This window comes from Burkholderia sp. RF7-non_BP4 (assembly GCF_001521935.1).
In the GTDB taxonomy this organism is placed as follows: Bacteria; Pseudomonadota; Gammaproteobacteria; order Burkholderiales; family Burkholderiaceae; genus Burkholderia; species Burkholderia diffusa.
In genome coordinates this window covers 18900-42919 of record NZ_LOTA01000057.1, presented here as the reverse complement: position 1 = coordinate 42919, position 24020 = coordinate 18900, and the positions used below count along the sequence as shown (strand labels likewise).

Sequence of the window (24020 nt, the reverse complement as noted above, 5' to 3'; positions counted from 1 at the left end):
TCCGGTTGTGATCCGGCGGGCTTCATGTTAAAAAGCCCGTCCTTTCCGTTTTCGCGCCGGCCATGCTGCGGCACCTTCCCATGACTTACTGCGCGATCGATTTCGGCACGTCCAATTCCGCCGTGGCACTGCCCGACTGCGACGGCATGCGCCTCGCGCCCGTCGAGGGCGACCACCTGACGCTGCCCACCGCGATCTTCTTCAACAACGACGAGCAGACGGTCGAATACGGCCGTGCGGCGCTCGCATCCTATATCGACGGTTTCGACGGTCGCCTGATGCGCTCGATGAAGAGCATCCTCGGCTCGCCGCTCGCGGAAACCACGACCGATCTCGGCGACGGCAGCGCGATGGCGTACACGGAGATCATCGCGCGCTTCCTGACGCACCTGAAGCGCAAGGCCGAAGCGCGCGCCGGCGCGCCGATCGGGCGCGCGGTGCTCGGCCGGCCGGTGTTCTTCGTCGACGACGATCCGCGCGCCGACCGCCTCGCGCAGGACCAGCTCGAAGCCGCCGCGCGGTCGGTCGGTTTCACGGACGTGCATTTCCAGTACGAACCGATCGCGGCCGCTTTCGACTACGAGTCGCGCCAGCAGGCCGAGCGGCTCGTGCTGGTCGCCGACATCGGCGGCGGCACGTCGGACTTCTCGCTGGTGCGCGTCGGGCCGGAGCGCATGGCGCGCCTCGAGCGCAAGGATGACGTGCTCGCGCACCACGGCGTGCACGTCGCGGGTACCGATTACGACCGTCGCGTCGAGCTGGCGGCGATCCTGCCGGCGTTCGGCTACCGCTCGCTCGATCCCGAGGGGCGCGAGCTGCCGAACCGGATATATTTCGACCTGGCGACCTGGCATCTGATCAACACGGTCTATACGCCGAAGCGGCTGGGCGAGCTGAAGCTGATGAAGCATCTGTACCAGGACGTACGACAGTACGACCGGCTCACGCGCGTGGTCGAGCAACGGCTCGGGCATGCGCTGATGGCGCGCGCGGAAGAAGCGAAGATCGGCGTGGCGGCGGGCGGGGAGACGATGATCGACCTGAACGACGTGGAAGAGGATCTGCAGATCGCGTTCGACGCCGAACGCCTCGTCGATGCGAGCGTCGACGACACCGCGCGCATCGTGGATGCCGCGCGCGAAACGGTGCGGCTTGCGGGCGTTGCGCCGCGCGACGTCGGCGCGCTGTATTTCACCGGCGGCTCGACCGGGCTCGCGTTCCTGTCGGGTGCACTTGCCGGCGCGTTCCCGGACGCGCAGCCGGTGTTCGGCGATCGCCTCGCGAGCGTCGCGACCGGGCTCGGCATTCACGCGCAGCGGCTGTTCGGCTGACCGAACGCCATTCGGATCGGCGGCGGCCCGAAGGCTGCCCGCGCCGGAAAACAAAAAGCCCCGCCGAAGCGGGGCTTTTTTACACGAAATATCGCGCCGAACTTAGACCGGACGGATGTTCGCAGCTTGCAGACCCTTCGGGCCCGTCTTCACTTCGAATTCAACCTTCTGGTTTTCTTGCAGCGTCTTGAAGCCTTCGACGCGGATTTCCGAGAAGTGCGCGAACAGATCGTCGCCGCCGCCTTCCGGGGTGATGAAGCCGAAGCCCTTTGCGTCATTGAACCACTTGACGGTACCGGTTGCCATGTTACTTGTTCCTAAAAAGATAAAACGGGGCCGAGGCCCATGGGTGCGGAAAATCAAGGAAGGGGGTAATGGGACCAACCGGAGTACCGTTGATGGGCGAACTACGAAAGAACCAATTCACTCGCCGCTTGAAATCCTGCAACGTTGTTTATACGGCTATTCGGGCGCGCGGTCAACCGTATTTCCATGCACTCAGGGTTATTGCGGAGTTAAGGTTTACAAACCTTGCAAACGACGCGAATTTTTTGTAGGGGCCGAACGATTTTGGCGCCAACTTGGAGGTGCAACCGTTAAACTACGCGCCGCGTGGAAGGGTTGCCCCGATCGGGTGATCCTTCCCCCCAAAATTGCATGCGCGGTGCTATCCGAGCCGATCCCGGACAGCGTGCCGACCATGCTTTTTGAGACATAGGAGAGGATGTGAAGAGTTCTATTCAACGGAACATCGGCCCGTTTGCACTCATGCTGACGGGACTGGGTTCGATTATCGGCTCGGGCTGGCTGTTCGGCGCCTGGAAGGCTGCGAAGATTGCCGGTCCGGCGGCGATTTGCGCATGGGTCATCGGCGCGGTCGTGATTCTCGCGATTGCGCTGACGTATGCCGAACTGGGCGCGATGTTCCCCGAGTCGGGCGGCATGGTGCGCTACGCGCGCTACTCGCACGGTTCGCTGGTGGGCTTCATCAGCGCATGGGCGAACTGGATCGCGATCGTATCGGTGATTCCGATCGAGGCGGAAGCATCGATCCAGTACATGAGCACGTGGCAGTACCCGTGGGCGCACGCATTGTTCGTGAACGGCGAGCTGACGACACCCGGCCTGCTGCTGTCGGCCGTGCTGGTCGTCATCTATTTCATGCTGAACTACTGGGGCGTCAAGGCCTTCGCGCGTGCGAACACCGCGATCACGATCTTCAAGTTCCTGATCCCCGGCCTCACGATCCTCGGCCTGATGATGTCGAGCTTCCATTCGGAAAACCTCGGCACCGCGTCGAATGCAAGCTTCGCGCCGTACGGCTGGTCGGCCGTGCTGACCGCGGTCGCGACGAGCGGCATCGTGTTCGCGTTCAACGGCTTCCAGAGCCCGGTGAACCTGGCCGGTGAAGCGCGCAATCCGTCGCGCAGCGTGCCGTTCGCGGTGATCACGTCGATCCTGATCGCACTCGTGATCTACGTGCTGCTGCAGATGGCGTACATCGGCTCGGTGAACCCGGCCGACGTCGCGAAGGGCTGGGCGCACTTCAACTTCTCGTCGCCGTTCGCGGAACTCGCGATCGCGCTGAACCTGAACTGGCTCGCGATCCTGCTGTATGTCGACGCGTTCATCAGCCCGAGCGGCACCGGTACGACCTACATGGCGACGACCACCCGCATGATCTACGCGATGGAACGCAACAACACGATGCCGAAGATGTTCGGCAACGTGCACCCGATCTACGGCGTGCCGCGCCAGGCGATGTGGTTCAACCTGCTCGTGTCGTTCATCTTCCTGTTCTTCTTCCGCGGCTGGAGCTCGCTCGCGGCGGTGATTTCGGTCGCGACGGTGATCTCGTACCTGACCGGCCCGATCAGCCTGATGGCGCTGCGCCGCGCGGCGACCGACATCGAGCGTCCGCTGTCGATCCCGCTGATGAAGCTGATCGCACCGTTCGCGTTTGTCTGCGCGTCGCTGATCCTGTACTGGGCGAAGTGGCCGCTGACCGGCGAAATCATCCTGCTGATGATCGTCGCGCTGCCGGTGTATTTCTACTTCCAGGCGAAGTCGGGCTGGACCGGCTGGGGCGCCGACCTGAAGGCCGCGTGGTGGCTGGTCGCGTACCTGCCGACGATGGCCGTGCTGTCGCTGATCGGCAGCAAGGAGTTCGGCGGTTACGGTGTGCTGCCGTACGGCTGGGACATGCTGATCGTCGCGGCCATCTCGCTGGTGTTCTACTTCTGGGGCGTGAACACGGGCTACCGGACCCAGTATCTCGACGAGCGTGAGTCGCACGACGAGATCCTCGAAGGGGTCGGTGCCTGACGCCTGACCCGCCACCGGAATCGGCGGTGGCGGAAAGCGTTGAAAAAGCCCGTCCGAGCGCTGCTCGGGCGGGCTTTTTGTTTGCTGCCGCCGGCCGTGTCGCCGGATTCAGGCGGCCGCGCTTCCGAACACGTAGTTCGTCATCGCGAGCACGCGTTGATACGTGCCGAGCGACTGGATGCCGAGCTGGTAGTCGTCGTCGGCCGCGCCGAGCGCGGTGAACACCGGCAGCAGGTGCTCGTCGGTCGGATGCATCAGCGCCGCATGCGGCGCCTGCCGGCGATAGTCGAGCAGCGCGTCGACATCGCGCGCGGCGAGCTTCGCCTCGAACCAGTCGGTGAATTCCGCGACGCGCGGGTCCGCATCCTCGGGCGCCGCGCCGAAATCGGCCGCGCGCAGGTTGTGCGTGATCTGGCCCGAGCCGATCACCATCACGCCTTCGTCGCGCAGCGGCCGCAGCGCGCGGCCGAGCGCGAAGTGATGGGCGGCGTCCGCGCGCGGCTGGATCGACAACTGCGCGACGGGCACGTCGGCCTCCGGGAACATCAGCAGCATCGGCACCCACGCGCCGTGGTCAAGGCCGTGCTCGGTCGTCGCGGTCGGGATGCCGGCTGCATTCAGCAGCGCGGCCGCCCGTTCGGCGACCTCGGGCGCGCCTGGCGCCGGGTACTGGATTTCGTACAGCGCGCGCGGGAAGCCGTAGAAGTCGTGAATCGTTTCAGGATGCGCGGCCACGCTCGCGACCGGCTGTTGCGTGCCCCAGTGCGCGGACAGCATCAGCACCGCGCGCGGACGCGGCAATTCGGCGCCGAGGTGCGTGAACGCACCGGAGGGGAGTGTCGGGTCGATCGGCAGCGTCGGGGCGCCGTGGGACAGATAAAGCGAGGGCAAGCGGTTCATGGTGGGGAGCCTGCAAAAGGGATTTGCCTGTGACTATAGGCGCACACCAATCATTGATAAATCGGCTAAATGGAATTTGATTGAATCTTGCTTGTTTATAATTGGGCGACTTCGGGCCTTCGATGGCAGGTTGAGGCTTGAGATTGCCGGATCGAGCGGGAAGGCGGCTGAATCGGCGAAGATGCGTGAAGAACGGCGCCGAAGCGCCGTGTCGAGCGGCTTACCCTGCTGGCCGGATGCCAGCCCACGGTGTCGTCATCGGTGCACTGAGTGCGAACAGATCCAGGACGCGGGTGACGGTCTGGTCGACGAGTTCCTCGATCGTCTTCGGCATCGCGTAGAACGCGGGCAGCGGGGGAAACACGATGCCGCCCATTTCGGTCACGGCGGTCATGTTGCGCAAATGCGCGAGGTTGAACGGCGTTTCGCGCACCATCAGCACGAGGCGGCGGCGTTCCTTCAGCGTGACGTCGGCCGCGCGCGTGATCAGGTTGTCCGACAGGCCATGCGCGACGCTCGCGAGCGTCTTCATCGAGCAGGGCGCGATCACCATCCCGTCGGTCGCGAACGAACCGGATGCGATCGTCGCGCCGACATCGCGCACCGAATGCACGACATCCGCCCGGCTTTCGACCTCGGCCTTCGACAGCTTCAGTTCATGCTGGATATTGAGCCAGCCGGCGTTCGAAACCAGCAGATGCGTTTCGACGCCGCCGGCGGCGCGCAGCAGTTCGAGCAGCCGCACGCCATAGACCGCGCCGGTGGCGCCGGTGATCGCGACGATCAGCCGGCGTGGCGGCGCGCTGGGAGATGCCATCGGGAAGGGGGCGTTACGCGGCGGCGAACAGTTGCTGCAGTTCGCCGGACTGGTACATCTCCATCATGATGTCCGAGCCGCCGATGAATTCGCCCTTCACGTACAGCTGGGGAATGGTCGGCCAGTTCGAGAATTCCTTGATGCCCTGGCGGATTTCGTCGTCTTCCAGCACGTTGACCGTCTTGAACTGGTCGACGCCGCAGGCCTTCAGCACCTGCACGGCGCGGCCCGAGAAGCCGCACATCGGGAATTGTGCGTTGCCCTTCATGAAGAGCACGACTTGGTTTTCGTCGACGATTTGCTTGATACGTTGTTGGGTGTCCATGACTGACCTTGCGTTTGCGGGGCGTTAGAACGAAATGATAGCGGATTTCAACCGGGCGGGCCGGCCATCAGCCGGGCCGGCGGCCGCCCGTCGTGCGTTCGATCGCGGCCAGATCGGCGAGCGATTCGACCGCGATGAAGCCGCGTGACAGGAGCAATGCGCGCACGGCTTCGGCCTGGTCGTAGCCGTGCTCGATCCATAGCGTGCCGCCGGGCTTCAGATAGGCGCCGGCGCCGGCGACGATCGTGCGGATCGCGCTGAGACCGTCGGCATCGTCGGTGAGCGCGCCGCGCGGCTCGAACCGCAGGTCGCCCTGCGCGAGGTGCGGATCGTGCTGCGCGATGTACGGCGGGTTGCTGACGATCGCGTCGAACGCGAGCAGCGGATCGAGCGCGGCGTACCAGTTGCTCTGCAGCCAGTGCAGCGGGCCGCCGGGGCGGCGCGCGTCGAGCAGCTTGCTCGCGTTGCGTTGCGCGACTTCGAGCGCGGCCGGCGAACGGTCGAGCGCCCACACGCGCGCATCGGGCCGTTCGGCGGCGATCGACACGGCGATCGCGCCGCTGCCGGTGCCCAGATCGAGCACCGCCGGATGCGGCCGTCCGTCGATCGCGTCGAGCGCGGCTTCGACGAGCAGTTCGGTTTCCGGGCGCGGGATCAGCACATCGGGCGTCACGTCGAACGGACGGCCGAAGAATTCGCGCATCCCGACGAGCTGCGCGACCGGCTCGCCGGCCGCGCGGCGCGCTTCGAGCGCTTGGTAGCGTGCGATCGCGGCCGGCTCGAGCGGGGCGTCGCCGCGCGTGATCAACTGCGTGCGGGTCCAGCCGAGCGCGTATGCGAGCAGCACGCGCGCATCGACCGGGTCGAGCGGCGACGCGCGCAGCAGTTCGTCGGCGGTGGTGTCGGGCATCGCGACCTCAGTCGGTGTCGCCGAGCGACGCGAGCAGTTCGGCCTGGTGTTCGGTGACGAGCGCGCCGATCAGTTCGTCGAGATCGCCGTCCATCAGCGCCTCGAGCCGGTACAGCGTCAGGTTGATCCGGTGATCGGTCATCCGGCCCTGCGGGAAGTTGTACGTGCGGATCCGTTCCGAGCGGTCGCCGGAGCCGATCAGGCTCTTGCGCGTCGCCGCTTCTTTCGCGTGCTGCTCGTGATACTGCTTGTCCTTGATGCGTGCGGCGAGCACTTTCAGCGCGCGATCCTTGTTCTTGTGCTGGGAACGGTCGTCCTGGCACTCGACGACGATCCCGGTCGGGATGTGCGTGACGCGCACGGCCGAATCGGTCTTGTTGATGTGCTGGCCGCCCGCGCCCGACGCGCGGAACGTGTCGATCCGCAGGTCGGCCGGATTGATCTCGACCTCGCCGATCTCGTCGGCTTCCGGCATCACCGCGACCGTGCAGGCGGACGTGTGGATGCGCCCCTGCGTCTCGGTTGCCGGCACGCGTTGCACACGATGGCCGCCCGATTCGAACTTCAGGCGCGAGTACGCGCCCTGGCCCGCGATCCGCACGATCACTTCCTTGTAGCCGCCGAGGTCCGACGGGCTCTCCGACATCATCTCGACCTGCCAGCGCTGACGTTCCGCGAAGCGCAGGTACATGCGCAGCAGGTCGCCCGCGAACAGCGCCGATTCGTCGCCGCCGGTGCCGGCGCGGATTTCGAGGAAGATGTTGCGGTCGTCGTTCGGGTCCTTGGGCAGCAGCATCTTCTGCAATTCGCCTTCGAGGCGAACCATGCGTTCGCGCGCGCTGCGAATTTCCTCTTCGGCGAAATCGCGCATCGACGCATCGGCGAGCAGTTCCTGCGCGGCCGTCTCGTCGCTGCGCGACTGGCGCCACAGCGCGTACTGCTCGACGACCGGGCCGAGTTCCGCGTGTTCGCGCGTCAGCTTGCGGTACTGGTCGAGGTCGGCCGTGACGTTTTCGCGGCTCAGCAGGTCGTTCAGTTCGGCCAGCCGGATAGACAGCTGGTCGAGCTTGCGTTGCATGCTCGTCTTCATGGTGTGGAGCGGCGCTCCCGGGCAAGGGTATTCGAAAAGGATAGGCCGGCTCGCGGCCGGCGGCAGGGCAACCGGCCGGCGCTAGTGGCCGGACTGGTCGTTCGAGCGCGGCGCGTGCTGGTAGAAGCCGCGCATCAGGTCGATCAGCGAATCGCGGTCGGCGCCGTTCACGCGGTTGAGCGCGCTCGTCGGGCCGTGGATCAGCTTGTTGGTGAGCGCCTGCGACAGCGCTTCGAGGACTGCCGCCGGATCGTCGCCGCGCGCGAGCAGCTTTTGCGCCTTCTCGACTTCCGCGCGGCGCAGCGCGTCGGCCTGCGTATGCATGTGACGAATCACCGGCACGACGCTACGCGTGTCGAGCCACTGCATGAAATTCTGCACGCGCGTCTCGATGATCGTCTCAGCTTGCGCAACCGCGGCCTGGCGCGATGCGTTGCCTTCGCGCACGATCGCGCCGAGATCGTCGACGGTGTAGAGGAACACGTCCTTCAGCTTGCCGACTTCCGGCTCGATGTCGCGCGGTACCGCGAGGTCGACCATGAAGATCGGCCGATGGCGGCGTGCCTTCACCGCGCGTTCGACCGCGCCGAGGCCGATGATCGGCAGCGTCGACGCGGTGCACGACACGATGATGTCGAATTCGTGCATGCGGGCGGGCAGATCCGACAGCGGCATCGCGCGGCCGTTGAAGCGTTCGGCGAGCCGCTGGCCGCGTTCGGCCGTGCGGTTCGCGACGACGAGCTCGCGCGGGCTCTGCGCGGCGAAGTGCGTCGCGCACAGCTCGATCATCTCGCCGGCGCCGATGAACAGCACGCGCTGATCCGAAACCTTTTCGAAGATGCGCTGCGCGAGGCGGACGGCGGCGGCGGCCATCGACACCGACTGCGCGCCGATCTCGGTCGTGCCGCGCACTTCCTTCGCGACGGCGAACGTGCGCTGGAACAGCTGGTTCAGGTAGGTGCCGAGCGCGCCGGCTTCCGTCGCGGTGCGCACCGCGTCCTTCATCTGGCCCAGAATCTGCGTTTCACCGAGCACCATCGAGTCGAGGCCCGACGCGACGCGGAATGCGTGCCGGACCGCTTCCGACTGCGGCAGCGCGTAGACGTGCGGCGCGAGCTCGTCGACCGGAATCCGGTGGTACTCCGACAGCCAGCGAATCGCCCCCTCGCGTGCGGCCCGATCATCGGTGGCGCAATAGAGTTCGGTGCGGTTGCAGGTGGAGAGGATCGCCGCTTCGGGCGCGTTGGGCGCCTGGGGGCCCAGGAACACGTTCTTGAACGTGACGAGAGCCGGCTTGATTTGCTCGAGCGGAAACGCCACGCGTTCGCGCAGGGCGACAGGCGCAGTGTGGTGGTTGATTCCGATCGTGAGGAGTTGCATATCGAGGGCTATCGTTTAGCCGCATATTATAGCGTTTCGGTGATTTCCTCACTCGCGGCATACCGGGCATCAGCGTGGCGTGGCCTCGAATTTGGGGGCTCGATCGGCACGCGGTCGAGCTGATAGCCGTAGCCGTAGAGCGGCAGAAGGCGGTAGCCATGCTCCGGAAGCAACTGCAGCTTGCTGCGCAGCCGGGACGCGTGCGTGTCGAGCGTGCGCGACTTCATGTCGCGGCGGCGGGCCCACACGGTTTCGAGGATATGGGCGCGCGACACGGGCCGGGAGAGGTTCGCGAACAGCAGTTGCGCGAAGCGGAACTCCTTCGGCGTGAGCGCGACGACCACGTCGCCGAAGCGCACGAGGCCGTGGGTCGCATCGAAGGCGTATTCGCCATACATTTCGCGCGACCGATTCGGCGGCCGCCGGACGCCGGCGCGCCGGCTCAGCGCATTCACCCGTGCGAGCAGCTCGGGCCCGCTCACCGGGCGCACGAGGCAGTCGTCGGCGCCCGCGTGCAGGCATGACACGACTTCGCTTTCGCGCGGCAGTTGCATCACGGCGATGGCCGGCAGGCCGGGCAGGATCGCTTGCGCACGCGGAATGACTTCCTCGGCCGGCTGATCGCCGGCCCAGTTGCCGGTGATCAGCATGTCGCAGGTATCGGTGGCGAGCCACTCGAAGAACGCGGCGCTGGACGGAAACGCGTGGCACACGTGACCGCCGGCGAAGAGCAGGCGGTTCAGGAGCGCAGCATGACGTGCCTCCGGATCGATCAGGGCGATTCGCATGAGGATTTCTTCAATACGGCTGCCGGTGCGCGCTTGCCATAACGTCGGGTCGGCCCCTACACTCGAATGTTCGCGGCGCCCGGCTGGTCTCGGGTTCATGGATGAATCGATGCTAGTCGCTGGCAACGTTCACGCCTATGGGACGAATCTGAATTTATAGAAGGCGTCGAATGAACTGGTTTGGAATCCTTGTCCTGGGAGCGGCCGTCGGGCTGTTCGGCCGGTGGCTGCATCCGATGCGGCGCACGGGCCGGCCGGCATGGTGGATCGCGGTGCTCGTCGGCATCGCAGGCGCCGCCGCCGCGCGCATGGCCGGCAATCTCTCTGGACTGTTTTACGATGGCGAAACGCTCGAATGGCCGATCTGCACCGGTGTCGCGTTCCTCGCCGTAGCCGTGACGGTCGCGGTGTCTGCCCGTCGCTGAAAGCTCTCAGGTGAAATCATGAATGCCCGTCTCCCCGAAGTCTCGTCGGTGCCGGCTCGCCTCGCGCTGCTGCGCGGCGCGATGGTCCGCGAGGACCTGGCCGCCTATCTCGTGCCGTCCGCCGATCCTCACCTGTCCGAGTACCTGCCCGAACGCTGGCAGGCGCGCCGCTGGCTGTCCGGTTTCACGGGCTCGGTCGGCACGCTGGTCGTGACCGCGGATTTCGCGGGCTTGTGGGTCGACAGCCGTTACTGGGTGCAGGCCGAGGCGGAACTCGCCGGCACGGGCGTCCAGCTGATGAAGATGACGGGCGGGCAGCAAAGCGCGCCGCATGTCGACTGGCTCGCGCAGAACGTGCCGGCCGGTGCGACGGTCGGCGTCGACGGTGCCGTGCTCGGCGTCGCGGCGGCACGCGCGCTGACGGCCGCGCTGAGCGCGCGCGGCATCGCGCTGCGCACCGATCTCGACCTGCTCGACGCGATCTGGCCTGAGCGCCCGGGGCTGCCGGGCGACGCGGTGTTCGAGCACGTGGCGCCGCAGGCCGACACGACGCGCGCAAGCAAGCTCGCCGAAGTGCGGCGCGCGATGCACGCGCAGGGCGCGCAATGGCATTTCGTGTCGACGCTCGACGATCTCGCGTGGCTGTTCAATCTGCGCGGCGCCGACGTCAACTTCAACCCCGTGTTCGTCGCGCACGCGATGATCGGCGCCGACCGCGCGACGCTGTTCGTCGCCGACGGCAAGGTGTCGCCGGCGCTGGCCGCGTCGCTCGCGCGGGACGGCGTCGAGGTCCGCGCGTATGACGCCGCGCGCGCGGCGCTCGCGGCGCTGCCCGACGGCGCGACGCTGCTGATCGACCCGCGCCGCGTGACGTTCGGCACGCTCGAGGCCGTGCCGGCCGGCGTGAAGCTGGTCGAGGCCGTGAACCCGTCGACGTTCGCGAAGTCGCGCAAGACGTCCGCCGAGATCGAGCACGTGCGCGTGACGATGGAGCACGACGGCGCCGCGCTCGCCGAATTCTTCGCGTGGTTCGAGCAGGCGGTGAACCGCGAGAAGATCACCGAGCTGACGATCGACGAGCAGCTCACGGCCGCGCGCGCGCGGCGCCCCGGCTACGTGTCGCCGAGCTTCGCGACGATCGCCGGCTTCAACGCGAACGGCGCGATGCCGCACTATCGCGCGACCCCCGAGTCGCACGCGACGATCGCCGGCGACGGCCTGCTGCTCGTCGATTCGGGCGGCCAGTACACGACCGGCACGACCGACATCACGCGCGTCGTGCCGGTCGGCACGGTCAGCGACCTGCAGCGCCGCGATTTCACGATCGTGCTGAAGTCGATGATGGCGCTGTCGCGTGCACGTTTCCCGCGCGGCATTCGCTCGCCGATGCTCGACGCGATCGCGCGCGCGCCGATGTGGGCGGCTGGGCTCGACTACGGCCACGGCACCGGCCACGGCGTCGGCTACTTCCTGAACGTGCACGAGGGCCCGCAGGTCATCTCGCACTACGCGCCGGCCGAGCCGTACACCGCGATGGAAGAGGGGATGATCACGTCGATCGAGCCGGGCGTGTACCGGCCCGGCAAATGGGGCATCCGGATCGAGAACCTGGTCGTGAACCGCGCGGGCGGGCAGACCGAGTTCGGCGACTTCCTCGCGTTCGAGACGCTGACGCTGTGTCCGATCGACACGCGCTGCGTGCTGGTCGAGATGCTCCATGAAGAAGAGCGCGCGTGGCTGAACACGTATCACGCGACCGTGCGCGAGCGCGTCGGCCGGCACGTGAGCGGCGACGCGAAGGCGTGGCTCGACGCGCGCACGCAGCCGATCTGACGCGACGCGCAACGAGCGACAACGGCCGCGCGACGGCCGGACCATGATCGAGAGGGCAACCGATGGCAGACACCGCAGTGATCGTGATCGACATGCAGCGCGGACTGGTGCAGCGGGCGCGGCCCGCGTACCGGCTCGACGACGTCGTGTCGGGCATCAACCGGCTGACGGCGGCGGCGCGCGCGGCGAACGCGCCCGTGTGCTTCGTGCAGCACGACGGCGACGCGGACGACGATATCGTGCCCGGCACGCCAGGCTGGGCGCTGCATGAGGAACTGATCGTCGGGCGTGCCGATTGGCGCATCCGCAAGCAGATGAGCGATTCGTTCCACGACACGCCGCTCGCCGCGCAGCTCGACGGCCACGGCATCCGCTCGGTGCTGATCTGCGGTTATGCGACCGAGTTCTGCGTCGATTCGGCCGCGCGCCGCGCGGCACTGCTCGGTTACCGGACGACCGTCGTGTCCGACCTGCACACGACGAACGAGCGCACGCACCTGTCGGCCGCGCAGATCGTCGCGCATCACCACTTCGTGTGGGAAAACAATACGCTGTCGGGCAATTCGGTGACGCCGCGTCCGCTTGCCGACGTGCTCGCCACGGAGTTCGCATGACGATCAAGGCGGTGGTGTTCGATTTCGGCGGCGTGCTGATCGACTGGAGCCCCGAGTATCTGTACCGGCAACTGATTCCGGACGAAGCCGAGCGCCGCTGGTTCCTCACGCACGTGTGCGCGATGGACTGGGTGATCCGCCAGGACGGCGGGCAGACCATCGACGAAGGGACGAGCGAACTCGTCGCGAAGTTTCCGGCGCACGAGGCGCTGATCCGCGCGTTCTACGCGCGCTGGCACGAGATGATCGGCGGCGTGCTCGACGAAGGCGCCGCGCTGGTCGACCGGCTCGATGCGCAGGGCATGCCGCTCTTCGGGCTGACCAACTGGTCCGCGCAGACGTTTCCGTATGCGTGGGACAACTTCCCGGTGCTGCGGCGCTTCAAGGACATCGTCGTGTCCGGCCGCGTGAAGCTCGTGAAACCCGATCCGGCGATCTACCGCGAAATGCATGCGCGGATCGATCCGTTCCTGCCGGGAATCGCGCCGCACGAACTCGTGTTCATCGACGACAACGCGAAGAACGCGGCGGCCGCGACGGCGCTCGGCTGGCACGGCATTCATCACACGAGCGCGGCCGCGACCGAGGCGCGTTTGCGCGAGCTGGGCGCGCTCGCGTAGTCTCCCGGCAGACTGCGTCAGACGGATGCAAAAAAAGCGGGCCATGAGCCCGCTTTCTTGTTTTGCCGAGCCGGCAGCGGCCGCTTTCCGCATCCGGCTCCGCGTTGCCGCGCTGCCGGGTGCACGGGCCGCGCCGTTCAGCGGCTGATCGGCTTGTAGCGCAGACGCTTCGGCTTCGCGGCTTCCTCGCCGAGGCGCGCACGCTTGTCGGCTTCGTATTCCTGGTAGTTGCCGTCGAAGAACGTGACCTGCGAATCGCCTTCGAACGCGAGGATGTGCGTCGCGATCCGGTCGAGGAACCAGCGATCGTGCGAGATCACCATCACCGAGCCAGCGAATTCGAGCAGCGCGTCTTCCAGCGCGCGCAGCGTTTCGACGTCGAGGTCGTTCGACGGTTCGTCGAGCAGCAGCACGTTGCCGCCGGAGATCAGCGTCTTCGCGAGGTGCAGGCGGCCGCGTTCGCCGCCGGACAGGTTGCCGACGATCTTCTGTTGATCGCCGCCCTTGAAGTTGAAGCGGCCGATGTATGCCCGCGACGGCGTTTCGTACTTGCCGACCGTCAGCACGTCGGCGCCGCCCGAGATTTCCTCGAACACCGTCTTCGAGCCGTCGAGCGCGTCGCGGCTCTGGTCGACGTACGCGAGCTTCACGGTCGGGCCCATCACGACTTCGCCCGAATCCGGTTGTTCCTTGCCGGTCAGCATCTTGAACAGCGTCGACTTGCCGGCGCCGTTCGGGCCGATGATGCCGACGATCGCGCCGGCCGGAATCTTGAAGTTCAGGTTGTCGATCAGCAGGCGGTCGCCGAACGACTTGCTGACGTTCTTGAACTCGATCACTTCATTGCCGAGGCGGTCGCCGACCGGAATGAAGATTTCCTGCGTTTCGTTGCGCTTCTGGTATTCCTGGCTGTTCAGCTCCTCAAAGCGCGCGATACGCGCCTTCGACTTCGCCTGGCGGCCCTTCGGGTTCTGGCGCACCCACTCCAGCTCCTTCTTGATCGCCTTCTGGCGCGCCGATTCAGACGCTTCTTCCTGCTTCAGGCGCTCTTCCTTCTGGTCGAGCCAGCTGCTGTAGTTGCCCTTCCACGGAATGCCGTGGCCGCGATCGAGTTCGAGAATCCACTCGGCCGCGTTGTCGAGGAAGTAGCGATCGTGGGTGACGGCGACGACCGTGCCCGGGAAACGCACCAGGAACTGCTCGAGCCAGTCGACCGATTCGGCGTCGAGGTGGTTGGTCGGTTCGTCGAGCAGCAGCATGTCGGGCTTCTCGAGCAGCAGCTTGCACAGCGCGACGCGGCGCTTTTCGCCGCCCGACAGGTGCTCGATCTTCGCGTCCCACGCCGGCAGGCGCAGCGCGTCGGCGGCCACTTCGAGCTGCTGCTCGGGGCTGCCGCCGTCGCTCGACGCGAGGATCGCTTCGTACTTCGCCTGCTCGGCCGCGAGTGCGTCGAAGTCGGCGTCCGGTTCCGCGTATGCGGCGTAGATTTCCTCGAGCTTCTTGTTCGCCTGGAACAGGTCGCCGAGGCCTTCCTCGACGGCTTCGCGCACGGTTTTCGTCGGGTCGAGCTGCGGTTCCTGCGGCAGGTAGCCGATGTTCAGGTTCGGCATCGGCGTCGCTTCGCCTTCGATTTCGTTGTCGACGCCCGCCATGATGCGGATCAGCGTCGACTTGCCCGAGCCGTTCAGGCCGAGCACGCCGATCTTCGCGCCGGGAAAGAACGACAGCGAGATGTCCTTCAGGATCTGGCGCTTGGGCGGCACGATCTTGCCGACCCGGTTCATCGTGAAAACGTATTGGGCCATTTGGGTGTGAAAGTCAGAAAGGGTTGAGACTGCCGCGCAGCGCGCGGGCGTGCGTGGCGTCGGGTGATTCGGTACGGAGCGTGCCGCGCGGGGCGCGGCGGTGTCGCCGCAGGTTGGCGGCGCGAACGCGTATTGTACTTCGCCGCCGGCTGCCGCTGGCACCGTGCAGGCCATCCGGCCGACCCGCGTTCACAGCCACGCGGCGACGCCGCCGTGCCCCGAGCAGGTGCCGCGCCGATGGCGGCTGAAGCTGTACGTGCCGTCGCGGCAGCGCGCGCTCGCGCCCTCGGGCACGCGGCCCGATTTCGAGTGGGCCGGCGCATGGACGGTGTCGCCGTCGCGATTGCGGTACGTGTCGTGCCGGTCGAGGTCGGCCTCGTTGGCGTAGCCGGGCGACGCGCGATACGCATGCGCCGCGGGCGGCAGGGCGGCGCACGCGACGAACAGCGCGGCCGACAGGGTCGCGATGCGCGTCATGCGGCGAAGCAGGGCAGGCATGGTCGCTCTCCGGATGTCGTTGTCGGTTGCGGGCCGCATGTTAGCCGATCGGCCGACGATCGTCGTCGCCGCCCTGCGGGGCAGCGACGCTACGCCGCGCCGGTCATCGACGCCGCTCCGTCGGCCAGTGCGGCCTCGAGAATCCATCGGCGGAACGCGGCGACTTTTGCGCGTTCCGCATGATGCGGCGGATAGACGAGGTAGTACGCGAAATCGTCGAGCCACGCGACGTCGGCAAGCTGCACGAGCCGGCCGCTCGCGAGCTCGTTGCGCACCATCGCCGCCGGCAGCAGGCCGGCGCCCTGGCCGGCGAGGATCGCCTGCAGCAACAGGCCGGAATCGTCGAATGCGGGGCCGCGCGGCGGGCCGAAGTCGGCGATTCGCTGCGCGTCGAACCAGATGTGCCAGCCCTTGCGCTCGGCGTCATGCAGATGCGGCCATCCGGCCAGGTCGGCGGGTGTCGCCGGCATGCCCAGCCGCGCGACGAGTGCCGGTGCCGCGAGCGCGACGATCTCCACGGTCAGCAGCCGTTCGCTGCAGAGGCCGATGTAGCGGCCGAGACCGTGACGGATCGCGACGTCGACGCCGTCGCGCGAGAAATCGGCGAGCGCGTGGCTCGTGACGATCTGCAGGTCGACGCCCGGGCACGCGTCGCGGAACTGCGCGAGGCGCGGCACCAGCCACGCGGACGCAAAAAAGGGTGTGACGCTCACCGTCAGCACGCTGCTGTCGGCGGCACCCGACACGCGCTGCGACGCGTCGGCGATCTGCCGGAACGCGTTGCGTACGGGCGGCAAGTAGTCGCGACCCGCCGCGGTCAGCAGGATGCCGCGATTCACGCGCTCGAACAGCTGTACGCCGAGGTGCGCCTCGAGCGTGCGGATCATCTGGCTCACCGCACCCGGCGTGACCGACAACTCCTCGGCCGCCGATTTCACCGACAGGTGGCGGGCGGCCGCCTCGAACGCACGCAACGCGTTGAGCGGTGGCAGGCGGGAACGGATCATTGAGTTTTTCTAAATCGAAAGACCGACGAAATATCGTTTGAGGCGTCGAGCATGCACGAGTACCGTTGTTGCATTGGATCGTATCGTCGTGAGCGGGTTTTGCGCTGTCGATGCGATCAACATAGTTCAACTATATCCATGAGGCAATCCGGGCGCCGTGCGGCGTCCGGCGGAACCTGAGAGGAGGATCGTCATGAACGGCCTGCGCGCATCGCGCGTCTTCTACGGCTGGTATGTGGTGGCGGCGGCGTTCGCCGTCACGTTCGTCGGCTTCGGCAGTGCATACACGTTCAGCGCGTTCGTCGAATCGCTGCAGCATGATTTCGCGGCATCGCGCGGGCAGATCTCGCTCGTGTTCTCGCTGGCCGGCTTCCTGTATTTCGGCTTCGGCATCGTCAGCGGCCCGCTTGCCGATCGCTTCGGCTCCCGGCGGCTCGCCGTCGCCGGCATGTTGCTGACGGCCGCCGGTCTCGCGGCGGCCGGTGGCGCGCATACGCTGCTGCAGGTCTATGTCGCGTACGGGCTCGGTGTCGGCCTCGGCGTCGGCTGCGCGTACGTGCCGGCCGTCGGCGCCGTGCAACGCTGGTTCGTGCGGCGGCGCGGCTTCGCGTCGGGGCTCGCGGTCGCGGGGATCGGCGTCGGCACGCTCGTGATGCCGCCGCTCGCATCCGCGCTGATCGCGCACGTCGGCTGGCGCGGCGCGTACGTCACCCTCGCGGCGATTGCGGTGGTGGTGGGCGCGGGCATGTCGCTGCTGATCGAGAACGATCCGCGCGGGCGCGGATTGCTGCCCGACGGCGATGCGGCCCGTGTGCAATCGGGCGACGGGCTGCCCGGTGCCGCTTCATCCGCGCCCGCCGGCGCGACCGTGCGCGAAGCCGTCACGTCGCGGCCGTTCGCGAGCCTGTATGCGGCATGCCTCGTCTGCTCGTTCGGCGTGTTCGTGCCGTTCGTGCATCTCGTGCCGTACGCGCTCGATCATGGCGTCGCGCCGTCGACGGCCGTGCTGCTGCTCGGCGCGATCGGTGTCGGCAGCACGGCAGGGCGCTTCTTCCTCGGCGGCGTCGCCGACCGCTTCGGCCGCCGCGCGTCGCTGCTCGCGATGTTCGCAGGCATGGCGGCCGCGCTCGTCGCGTGGGCCGGCGCCGGGAGCGTCGCGACGCTGGCCGCGTTCGCACTCGTGTTCGGCGTGTTCTACGGCGGCTGGGTCGCCGTGCTGCCGGCCGTCGTGATGGATTACTTCGGCGGCCGCAACGTGAGCGCGATCATCGGCATGCTGTACACGAGCGTCGCGTTCGGCACGCTGATCGGGCCTGCTGCCGCCGGTTTCATCTACGATGCGGGCGGCGGCTATCTCGTGCCGATCCTCGCCAGCGCGGCCGCGAATGCGATCGCGTTCGCGATCGTTGCGGCCACCGGTCGCGCGCCGGTGGCGGCGCACGCGGCCGGCCGCTAGACGCGCGTCGCCGGGCGCGCGGCGGGACGCCGCTTGGCTAGGCGTCCACCACGATTTCCGCTACGTTGTCCGGGACGTCGATCACCAACGGGCGGAGGCGCATCGTGACATTCGATGAAGTTCGGCGGATCGCGCTGGCATGGCGGGGTGTCGAGGAGGGCACGTCATACGGCACGCCCGCACGCAGGGTGAAGGGCAAGATGCTCGCGCGCCTGCGCGAGGACGGCGACACGCTCGTCGTGAAGGGCGTCGGCCCCGACGAGCGCGCATGGCTGATCGACTCGGAGCCCGACGTGTATTACGTAACCGACCACTATGCGGGCTGGCCGATCGTGCTGGTGCGCCTGTCGGCCGCGCATCCCGACGCCGTAAAAAACCTGCTCCTGCGAGAATGGCACGCGATCGTGCCCGCCAAATGGCGGGACGCTGTGCCGGGCGGCGCGACCTGAGCATTCGGCGCAGCGCCTGCGCGGCACGCAATCCTCGTTGACGGAATGCGTTCGTTGCGATGTCGCGCGGGCGTGTCTCACCGCACATTTCCCCATCCGGCGCCGCACAAGCGGACGCCGAACCGGACCAAGCGTTGCATCGGTTCGCGTCGATGCAACAAGTGGTTCCATCGAAATTCTTCAATTGGTTCTTAGTCAAGAACCGTTTGATGCTTACACTCCTTCGCTTCGAAGGCGGCTGACCGACAGCCGACAGAAAGGGCGCACGCGATGCGCCGGCGCCCCGTGTGCCGCATCGCACCCGCAGCTTCGCAGACTGCGTCGCGCACCGACCGGAACAGGCTCGATCCGGCTCCCTGCCCGCGTGCCGCGCATGCGCGGCGGGCTGCCGGATTCAACAACGACAAATCCCGCGCCGCCTTCACGCGACACCCGGTCATATCGGAACCGTTTTTTGGAGAGAGACACATGAGTGGAAGCAACACAGGCCTCGGCACGGGTCTGAAGCAGCGTCACGTGACGATGATGTCGATTGCTGGCGTCATCGGCGCCGGCTTGTTCGTCGGCTCCGGCCACGCGATCGCGGAAGCCGGCCCGGCTTCGATCCTCGCGTATGCGATCGCGGGCGTCCTGGTCGTGCTGGTGATGCGCATGCTCGGCGAGATGGCCGTCGCGCATCCGGACAGCGGTTCGTTCTCGACCTATGCCGATCGCGCGATCGGTCACTGGGCCGGCTTCACCATCGGCTGGCTGTACTGGTGGTTCTGGGTGCTCGTGATCCCGATCGAGGCGACGGCCGCCGCGACCATTCTCAATGCGTGGTTCCCCGGCGTCGCGACCTGGATCTTCGCGCTCGGCATCACGTTGCTGCTGACGATCACCAACCTCTTCTCGGTCAAGAACTACGGCGAATTCGAATTCTGGTTCGCGCTGATCAAGGTCGTCGCGATCATCGTGTTCCTGTGCATCGGCGGCGCGGCGATCGTCGGTATTGTGCCCGCGCCGGCCGTATCGGGCGTGTCGAACCTCTTCGCGCACCAGGGCTTCATGCCCAACGGCGCTGGCGCGGTGCTCGCGGCGATGCTGACGACGATGTTCTCGTTCCTCGGCACCGAGATCGTGACGATCGCGGCCGCCGAGTCGGACAACCCGCAACGCCAGATCGTGCGTGCGACGAACTCCGTCATCTGGCGTATCACGCTGTTTTATCTCGGCTCGATCCTCGTCGTCGCGGCCATCGTGCCGTGGAACGATCCGCTGCTGCCGAAGCACGGCTCGTATCAGCGCGCGATGGAGCTGATCGGCGTTCCGAACGCGAAGGCGATCATCGACGTGATCGTGCTCGTGTCGGTCGCGAGCTGCCTGAATTCCGCGCTGTACACCGCGTCGCGGATGCTGTTCTCGCTGTCCAAGCGCAAGGACGCGCCCGCGTTCCTGCACAGCACCGATTCGACCGGCACGCCGCGTGCGGCCGTGCTCGCATCGACCGCATTCGGTTTCCTGACCGTGATCGCGAACTACCTGATGCCGGAGCAGGTATTCGGCTTCCTGCTGGCGACGTCGGGCGCGATTGCGCTGCTCGTGTATCTCGTGATCGCGATCTCGCAGCTGCGGATGCGCAAGACGCTCGAATCGGGCGGCGCCGACCTGACGCTGCGGATGTGGCTGTTCCCGTGGCTCACGTGGGCGGTGATCCTGTTCATCTGCGGCACGTTGACCGTGATGTTCGTCAGCGAGGAACACCGGATGGAAGTCGGTGCGACGGCCGTGCTCGCGCTGCTCGTGCTGTTTGCTTCGTGGTTGAACAAGCGCGGTCGCGATGCGCGCGCAGGAGCGGGGCGGCGGGTGTCGGCGACGTGATGACGTGACGATCCGAAGGCGGGCCGGGTGCTTGTCTTTGGCCGACGGGCAAGTCCGTGAATGAAAAATGGGCCGATTGGCATTTGCCGATCGGCCCATTTGCTTTTCGTGCCGGATGCGCGTCGCGCGATGCCGCGCGTATCGCACGGCATCGGCATTGCACGTATCAGACGTTGAACAGGAAGTTCATCACATCGCCGTCGTGCACGACGTATTCCTTCCCTTCCGCGCGCATCTTGCCGGCTTCCTTCGCACCCTGTTCGCCCTTGTACGCGACGAAATCGTCGAATGCGATCGTCTGCGCGCGAATGAAGCCGCGCTCGAAATCGGTGTGGATCACGCCGGCCGCTTGCGGCGCGGTATCGCCGATGTGGATCGTCCACGCGCGCACTTCCTTCACGCCCGCGGTGAAGTAGGTCTGCAGGCCGAGCAGCTTGAAGCCCGCGCGGATCACGCGGTCGAGGCCCGGCTCTTCCATGCCCATATCGGCGAGGAACGCTTCCTTGTCCGCATCGTCGAGATCGGCGATTTCCGCTTCGATCGCCGCGCACACCGCGACCACCGGCGAATTCTCGCTTTCCGCGTACTTGCGCACCGCTTCGAGGTGCGGGTTGTTCTCGAAGCCGTCGTCCTTCACGTTCGCAACGTACATGGCCGGCTTCGCGGTGATCAGGCAGAACGGCTTGAGCAGCGCCTGCTCGTCGTCCGACAGGTCGAGGCCGCGCACGGCCTTGCCCTGGTCGAGATGCGCGCGAACCTTTTCCAGCACCGCGGCGAGCTTCACCGCTTCCTTGTCGTTGCCCGACTTCGCGGCCTTCGAGTAGCGCGTGAGCGCCTTCTCGACGGTGCCGAGGTCGGCGAGCGCGAGTTCGGTGTTGATCACTTCGATGTCGTCGATCGGGCTGACCTTGCCGGCGACGTGGATGACGTTGTCGTCCTCGAAGCAACGCACGACGTGCGTGATCGCGTCGGTCTCGCGGATGTTCGCGAGGAACTGGTTGCCGAGGCCTTCACCCTTGCTCGCGCCCGCGACGAGGCCCGCGATGTCGACGAATTCGACGACGGCCGGCACGATGCGCTCGGGGTTGATGATCTCGGCGAGCGCCTTCAGGCGCGTGTCCGGCACCTCGACGATGCCGACGTTCGGTTCGATCGTGCAGAACGGGTAGTTCTCGGCGGCGATGCCGGCCTTGGTCAGCGCATTGAACAGGGTGGACTTGCCGACGTTGGGCAAGCCGACGATGCCGCATTTGAGACTCATGGAATCCTTCGGACGGGTAAGGCGGCGCGGCCGGACAGGGCACGGCGGCGCGGGAAAATAGGGACGGCCGGCGCGTGGGGCGCGGCGGGCCGACGTTCAAAGGCGCTATTGTACCGTGCCGACGCCCCGGTTTCCGGCCTTCCCCCGAATGCCCGATGCGACGGGCCGCCGCGCTGCCGGGCCGGCCCGCGATTATGCTGATTTCCCGCAAAGTCCGGCCGCGTAAGGGATTGGCCCCGCAGCTATAATGCCCGCCATGACTGCCCACCACACCTTCGACGTCGCCGTGGTCGGCGGCGGGCTCGTCGGCAAGACAGCCGCGCTCGCGCTGACCCAGTCCGGCTACAAGACCGCCTTGCTCGCCCAGCCGGCCACGCCGCGCCCCGCCGATCTCGCGTTCGACACGCGCATCTACGCGCTGTCGTCCAGCTCGCAGGCATTGCTGGAGCGGCTGCGGGTCTGGCAGGCGCTCGACCATGGCCGGCTCGCGCCGGTCTACGACATGCGCGTATACGGCGATGCGCACGCGGAACTGCATTTCTCCGCGTACCAGGCTTCCGTGCCGCAACTGGCCTGGATCGCCGAATCGTCGCTGATCGAGACGTCGCTCGACGCCGCGCTGCGGTTCCAGCCGAACCTCACGTGGTTCGATGCGCGCGCGCAGGGCTTCGACGTGCGCGACGACGCGGCGGTGCTCACGCTGTCGTCGGGCCAGGTGCTCGAAGCGGACCTCGTGGTCGGCGCGGACGGCGCGCATTCGTGGGTGCGCTCCCAAATGGGGGCCAAGGTCGAGCGGCGCGATTACCGGCAGACGGGCGTCGTCGCGAACTTCAAGGCGTCGCTGCCGCACCGCGAGACGGCCTGCCAGTGGTTTCACGAAGGCGAGATCATCGCGTTGCTGCCGCTGCCGGACGGTCACGTATCGCTCGTGTGGTCCGCGCACACCGCGCACGCGGACGAACTGCTCACGCTCGATCCCGCGCAGCTCGCGGCCGAAGTCGAGCGCGTGTCGCACGGCCAGCTCGGCGCGCTCGAATGCGTGACGCCGGCGGCCGGCTTCCCGCTCGCGCTGCAGACCGTCGACAAGCTGATCGCCCCGCGTGTCGCGCTCGTCGGCGATGCCGCGCACCTGATCCACCCGCTCGCGGGGCAGGGGATGAACCTCGGGCTGCGCGACGTCGCGGCGCTCGCCGATGCGATCGCGAACAAGGAGAGCTTCCGCAACCTGGGCGACACGGTGCTGCTGCGCCGCTACGAGCGTTCGCGCCGCGAGGACATCCGCGCGCTGATGGTCGCGACCGACGGGCTGCAGCGGCTGTTCGCGGTGCCTGGCGCCCTTGCGAAGGCGGTGCGCAACGCGGGCATGGCGTTCGTCGGTGCGCAACCGCTCGTGAAGCGCTGGCTCGTGTCGGCCGCGCTCGGCTGATCGAACCTTCGCGCCTTCGGCCTGTCGGACAGGGTTCCGTTACGGCGTACACTGTGACGTGCACTCCGATTGAGCTGAAGGAACTACAGGATGAAAAAAACGATCCGCATCGCATCGCTGGCGCTGGCCGTCACGATGGCGACGCTCGGCTGCACCGCGCAGGCCGACCAGACCACCGACAAGCTGAAAGCCACGCTGCAAGCGCGACTCGGCAACGACGCACCGATCAAGAGCGTGTCGAAATCGCCGGTCGCGGGCCTGTACGAAGTGAACCTCGGCACGCAGATCATCTATAGCGATGCCGCCGGCGACTACGTGCTGCTCGGCGATCTCGTCGACACCAAGACGCACAAGAACCTGACCGACGCGCGCCTGTCCGACCTCAACAAGATCGACTTCGCGAGCCTGCCGTTCGCGAACGCGATCAAGGTCGTCAAGGGCAACGGCGCACGCAAGATCGCGGTGTTCTCCGATCCGAACTGCCCGTACTGCAAGCGCCTCGAGACGACGCTGCAGTCGATCGACAACGTGACCGTCTACACGTTCCTGTACCCGGTTCTGTCGCCCGATTCGACCGCGAAGTCGAAGGCGATCTGGTGCGCGACCGACCGTGCGAAATCCTGGGAAGGCTGGATGCTCGACCATCGCGTGCCGACCGGCGCCGGCACTTGCGATACGACCGCGCTCGACAAGAACCTCGCGCTCGGCCGCGGGATGAACGTCACCGGCACGCCGACGATCTTCCTGCCCGACGGCCGCCGCCTGCCGGGCGCGGTGTCGGCCGATCAGCTGAACCAGGCGCTCGCGTCGAGCAAGTAACCGACCGACACGCCGGGCCGCACGGCCCGGCCAGCGAGGGGCGCCCGCGACATCAGCCGGCGCCTCTCTTCGTTTCCGCCG

Annotated in this window: 23 protein-coding genes; 11 read left to right on the top strand and 12 right to left on the bottom strand. The window is 67.0% G+C overall.

Annotated features, from left to right (window positions below; all coding sequences use genetic code 11):
- The first annotated feature begins 80 nt into the window (after positions 1-80).
- Complete coding sequence (locus WS49_RS20690; RefSeq protein ID WP_059532757.1) at positions 81-1331, top strand: Hsp70 family protein; 1251 nt, start codon at positions 81-83, stop codon at positions 1329-1331.
- 102 nt (positions 1332-1433) lie between these two features.
- Here the strand turns inward: WS49_RS20690 and WS49_RS20685 are convergent, their stop codons facing one another.
- Positions 1434-1637 (bottom strand): cold-shock protein, encoded by a 204-nt coding sequence (locus WS49_RS20685; protein ID WP_006477070.1) that lies wholly within the window; start codon positions 1635-1637, stop codon positions 1434-1436.
- Positions 1638-2057: 420 nt separating this feature from the next.
- Between WS49_RS20685 and WS49_RS20680 the strand changes: the two genes are divergently transcribed.
- On the top strand, positions 2058-3656 hold the full coding sequence (locus WS49_RS20680; RefSeq protein ID WP_059532754.1) for an APC family permease: 1599 nt from the start codon (positions 2058-2060) through the stop codon (positions 3654-3656).
- Between the two features lie 108 nt (positions 3657-3764).
- Here WS49_RS20680 and WS49_RS20675 read toward each other — a convergent pair whose 3' ends face one another.
- The 7 genes from WS49_RS20675 to WS49_RS20645 form a co-directional block, all read right to left on the bottom strand.
- A complete protein-coding gene (locus tag WS49_RS20675; protein WP_059532752.1) occupies positions 3765-4556 on the bottom strand; it encodes a DODA-type extradiol aromatic ring-opening family dioxygenase in 792 nt (263 codons plus the stop codon).
- Positions 4557-4776: 220 nt separating this feature from the next.
- The gene (locus WS49_RS20670) at positions 4777-5373 is read right to left on the bottom strand and encodes a UbiX family flavin prenyltransferase (protein ID WP_059532749.1); all 597 of its coding nucleotides are present in this window, start codon (positions 5371-5373) and stop codon (positions 4777-4779) included.
- Between the two features lie 13 nt (positions 5374-5386).
- Positions 5387-5698, bottom strand: coding sequence for a Grx4 family monothiol glutaredoxin (gene grxD, locus WS49_RS20665; RefSeq protein ID WP_011883132.1), 312 nt, complete (start codon positions 5696-5698; stop codon positions 5387-5389).
- A gap of 67 nt (positions 5699-5765) precedes the next feature.
- Positions 5766-6608: a peptide chain release factor N(5)-glutamine methyltransferase gene (prmC, locus tag WS49_RS20660; RefSeq protein WP_059532746.1), complete on the bottom strand. Its 843-nt coding sequence runs from the start codon at positions 6606-6608 to the stop codon at positions 5766-5768.
- A 7-nt stretch (positions 6609-6615) separates the two neighbouring features.
- Entirely contained in the window at positions 6616-7698 is a 1083-nt protein-coding gene (gene prfA, locus WS49_RS20655; protein ID WP_059532743.1) for a peptide chain release factor 1, read from the bottom strand.
- An 81-nt stretch (positions 7699-7779) separates the two neighbouring features.
- Entirely contained in the window at positions 7780-9078 is a 1299-nt protein-coding gene (gene hemA, locus WS49_RS20650; protein ID WP_059465273.1) for a glutamyl-tRNA reductase, read from the bottom strand.
- A 26-nt stretch (positions 9079-9104) separates the two neighbouring features.
- Positions 9105-9866 (bottom strand): response regulator transcription factor, encoded by a 762-nt coding sequence (locus WS49_RS20645; RefSeq protein ID WP_059465274.1) that lies wholly within the window; start codon positions 9864-9866, stop codon positions 9105-9107.
- Between the two features lie 170 nt (positions 9867-10036).
- Between WS49_RS20645 and WS49_RS20640 the strand changes: the two genes are divergently transcribed.
- The 4 genes from WS49_RS20640 (at position 10037) to WS49_RS20625 (ending at position 13358) form a co-directional block, all read left to right on the top strand.
- On the top strand, positions 10037-10291 hold the full coding sequence (locus WS49_RS20640; RefSeq protein WP_059532740.1) for a hypothetical protein: 255 nt from the start codon (positions 10037-10039) through the stop codon (positions 10289-10291).
- A gap of 18 nt (positions 10292-10309) precedes the next feature.
- Positions 10310-12124, top strand: coding sequence for an aminopeptidase P family protein (locus WS49_RS20635; RefSeq protein ID WP_059532737.1), 1815 nt, complete (start codon positions 10310-10312; stop codon positions 12122-12124).
- Between the two features lie 62 nt (positions 12125-12186).
- The gene (locus WS49_RS20630) at positions 12187-12738 is read left to right on the top strand and encodes a cysteine hydrolase family protein (protein WP_059532735.1); all 552 of its coding nucleotides are present in this window, start codon (positions 12187-12189) and stop codon (positions 12736-12738) included.
- Complete coding sequence (locus WS49_RS20625) at positions 12735-13358, top strand: HAD family hydrolase (protein ID WP_059532732.1); 624 nt, start codon at positions 12735-12737, stop codon at positions 13356-13358. The genes WS49_RS20630 and WS49_RS20625 overlap by 4 nt, the downstream gene beginning before the upstream one ends.
- A gap of 137 nt (positions 13359-13495) precedes the next feature.
- On the opposite strand, the gene ettA is transcribed toward WS49_RS20625, so the two are convergent.
- From ettA to gcvA, 3 genes are all read right to left on the bottom strand, one after another.
- Complete coding sequence (gene ettA / locus WS49_RS20620; RefSeq protein WP_059532730.1) at positions 13496-15163, bottom strand: energy-dependent translational throttle protein EttA; 1668 nt, start codon at positions 15161-15163, stop codon at positions 13496-13498.
- 189 nt (positions 15164-15352) lie between these two features.
- Complete coding sequence (locus WS49_RS20615) at positions 15353-15661, bottom strand: DUF3761 domain-containing protein (RefSeq protein ID WP_059532727.1); 309 nt, start codon at positions 15659-15661, stop codon at positions 15353-15355.
- Positions 15662-15750: 89 nt separating this feature from the next.
- Positions 15751-16668, bottom strand: a complete 918-nt coding sequence (gcvA, locus tag WS49_RS20610) for a transcriptional regulator GcvA (protein WP_059532725.1) — start codon at positions 16666-16668, stop codon at positions 15751-15753.
- A 193-nt stretch (positions 16669-16861) separates the two neighbouring features.
- Here gcvA and WS49_RS20605 point away from each other — a divergent pair, with 193 nt between their 5' ends.
- The 3 genes from WS49_RS20605 to gabP all read left to right on the top strand — a co-directional run bounded on the left by WS49_RS20605 (position 16862) and on the right by gabP (position 20433).
- Positions 16862-18124 carry an MFS transporter gene (locus tag WS49_RS20605; RefSeq protein WP_059532722.1) on the top strand — a complete coding sequence of 421 codons (1263 nt, stop codon included), beginning with the start codon at positions 16862-16864 and terminating at the stop codon, positions 18122-18124.
- A 104-nt stretch (positions 18125-18228) separates the two neighbouring features.
- Positions 18229-18573, top strand: a complete 345-nt coding sequence (locus WS49_RS20600) for an MmcQ/YjbR family DNA-binding protein (RefSeq protein ID WP_059532839.1) — start codon at positions 18229-18231, stop codon at positions 18571-18573.
- Positions 18574-19041: 468 nt separating this feature from the next.
- Complete coding sequence (gabP, locus tag WS49_RS20595) at positions 19042-20433, top strand: GABA permease (protein WP_059532719.1); 1392 nt, start codon at positions 19042-19044, stop codon at positions 20431-20433.
- A gap of 166 nt (positions 20434-20599) precedes the next feature.
- Here gabP and ychF read toward each other — a convergent pair whose 3' ends face one another.
- The gene (gene ychF, locus WS49_RS20590; RefSeq protein ID WP_059532716.1) at positions 20600-21694 is read right to left on the bottom strand and encodes a redox-regulated ATPase YchF; all 1095 of its coding nucleotides are present in this window, start codon (positions 21692-21694) and stop codon (positions 20600-20602) included.
- Positions 21695-21941: 247 nt separating this feature from the next.
- On the opposite strand from ychF, the gene WS49_RS20585 reads away from it, so the two are divergent.
- Positions 21942-23120 (top strand): UbiH/UbiF family hydroxylase, encoded by a 1179-nt coding sequence (locus WS49_RS20585; protein WP_059532713.1) that lies wholly within the window; start codon positions 21942-21944, stop codon positions 23118-23120.
- Between the two features lie 90 nt (positions 23121-23210).
- Positions 23211-23939 (top strand): DsbC family protein, encoded by a 729-nt coding sequence (locus tag WS49_RS20580; RefSeq protein WP_059532711.1) that lies wholly within the window; start codon positions 23211-23213, stop codon positions 23937-23939.
- The last annotated feature ends 81 nt before the right edge of the window (positions 23940-24020 follow it).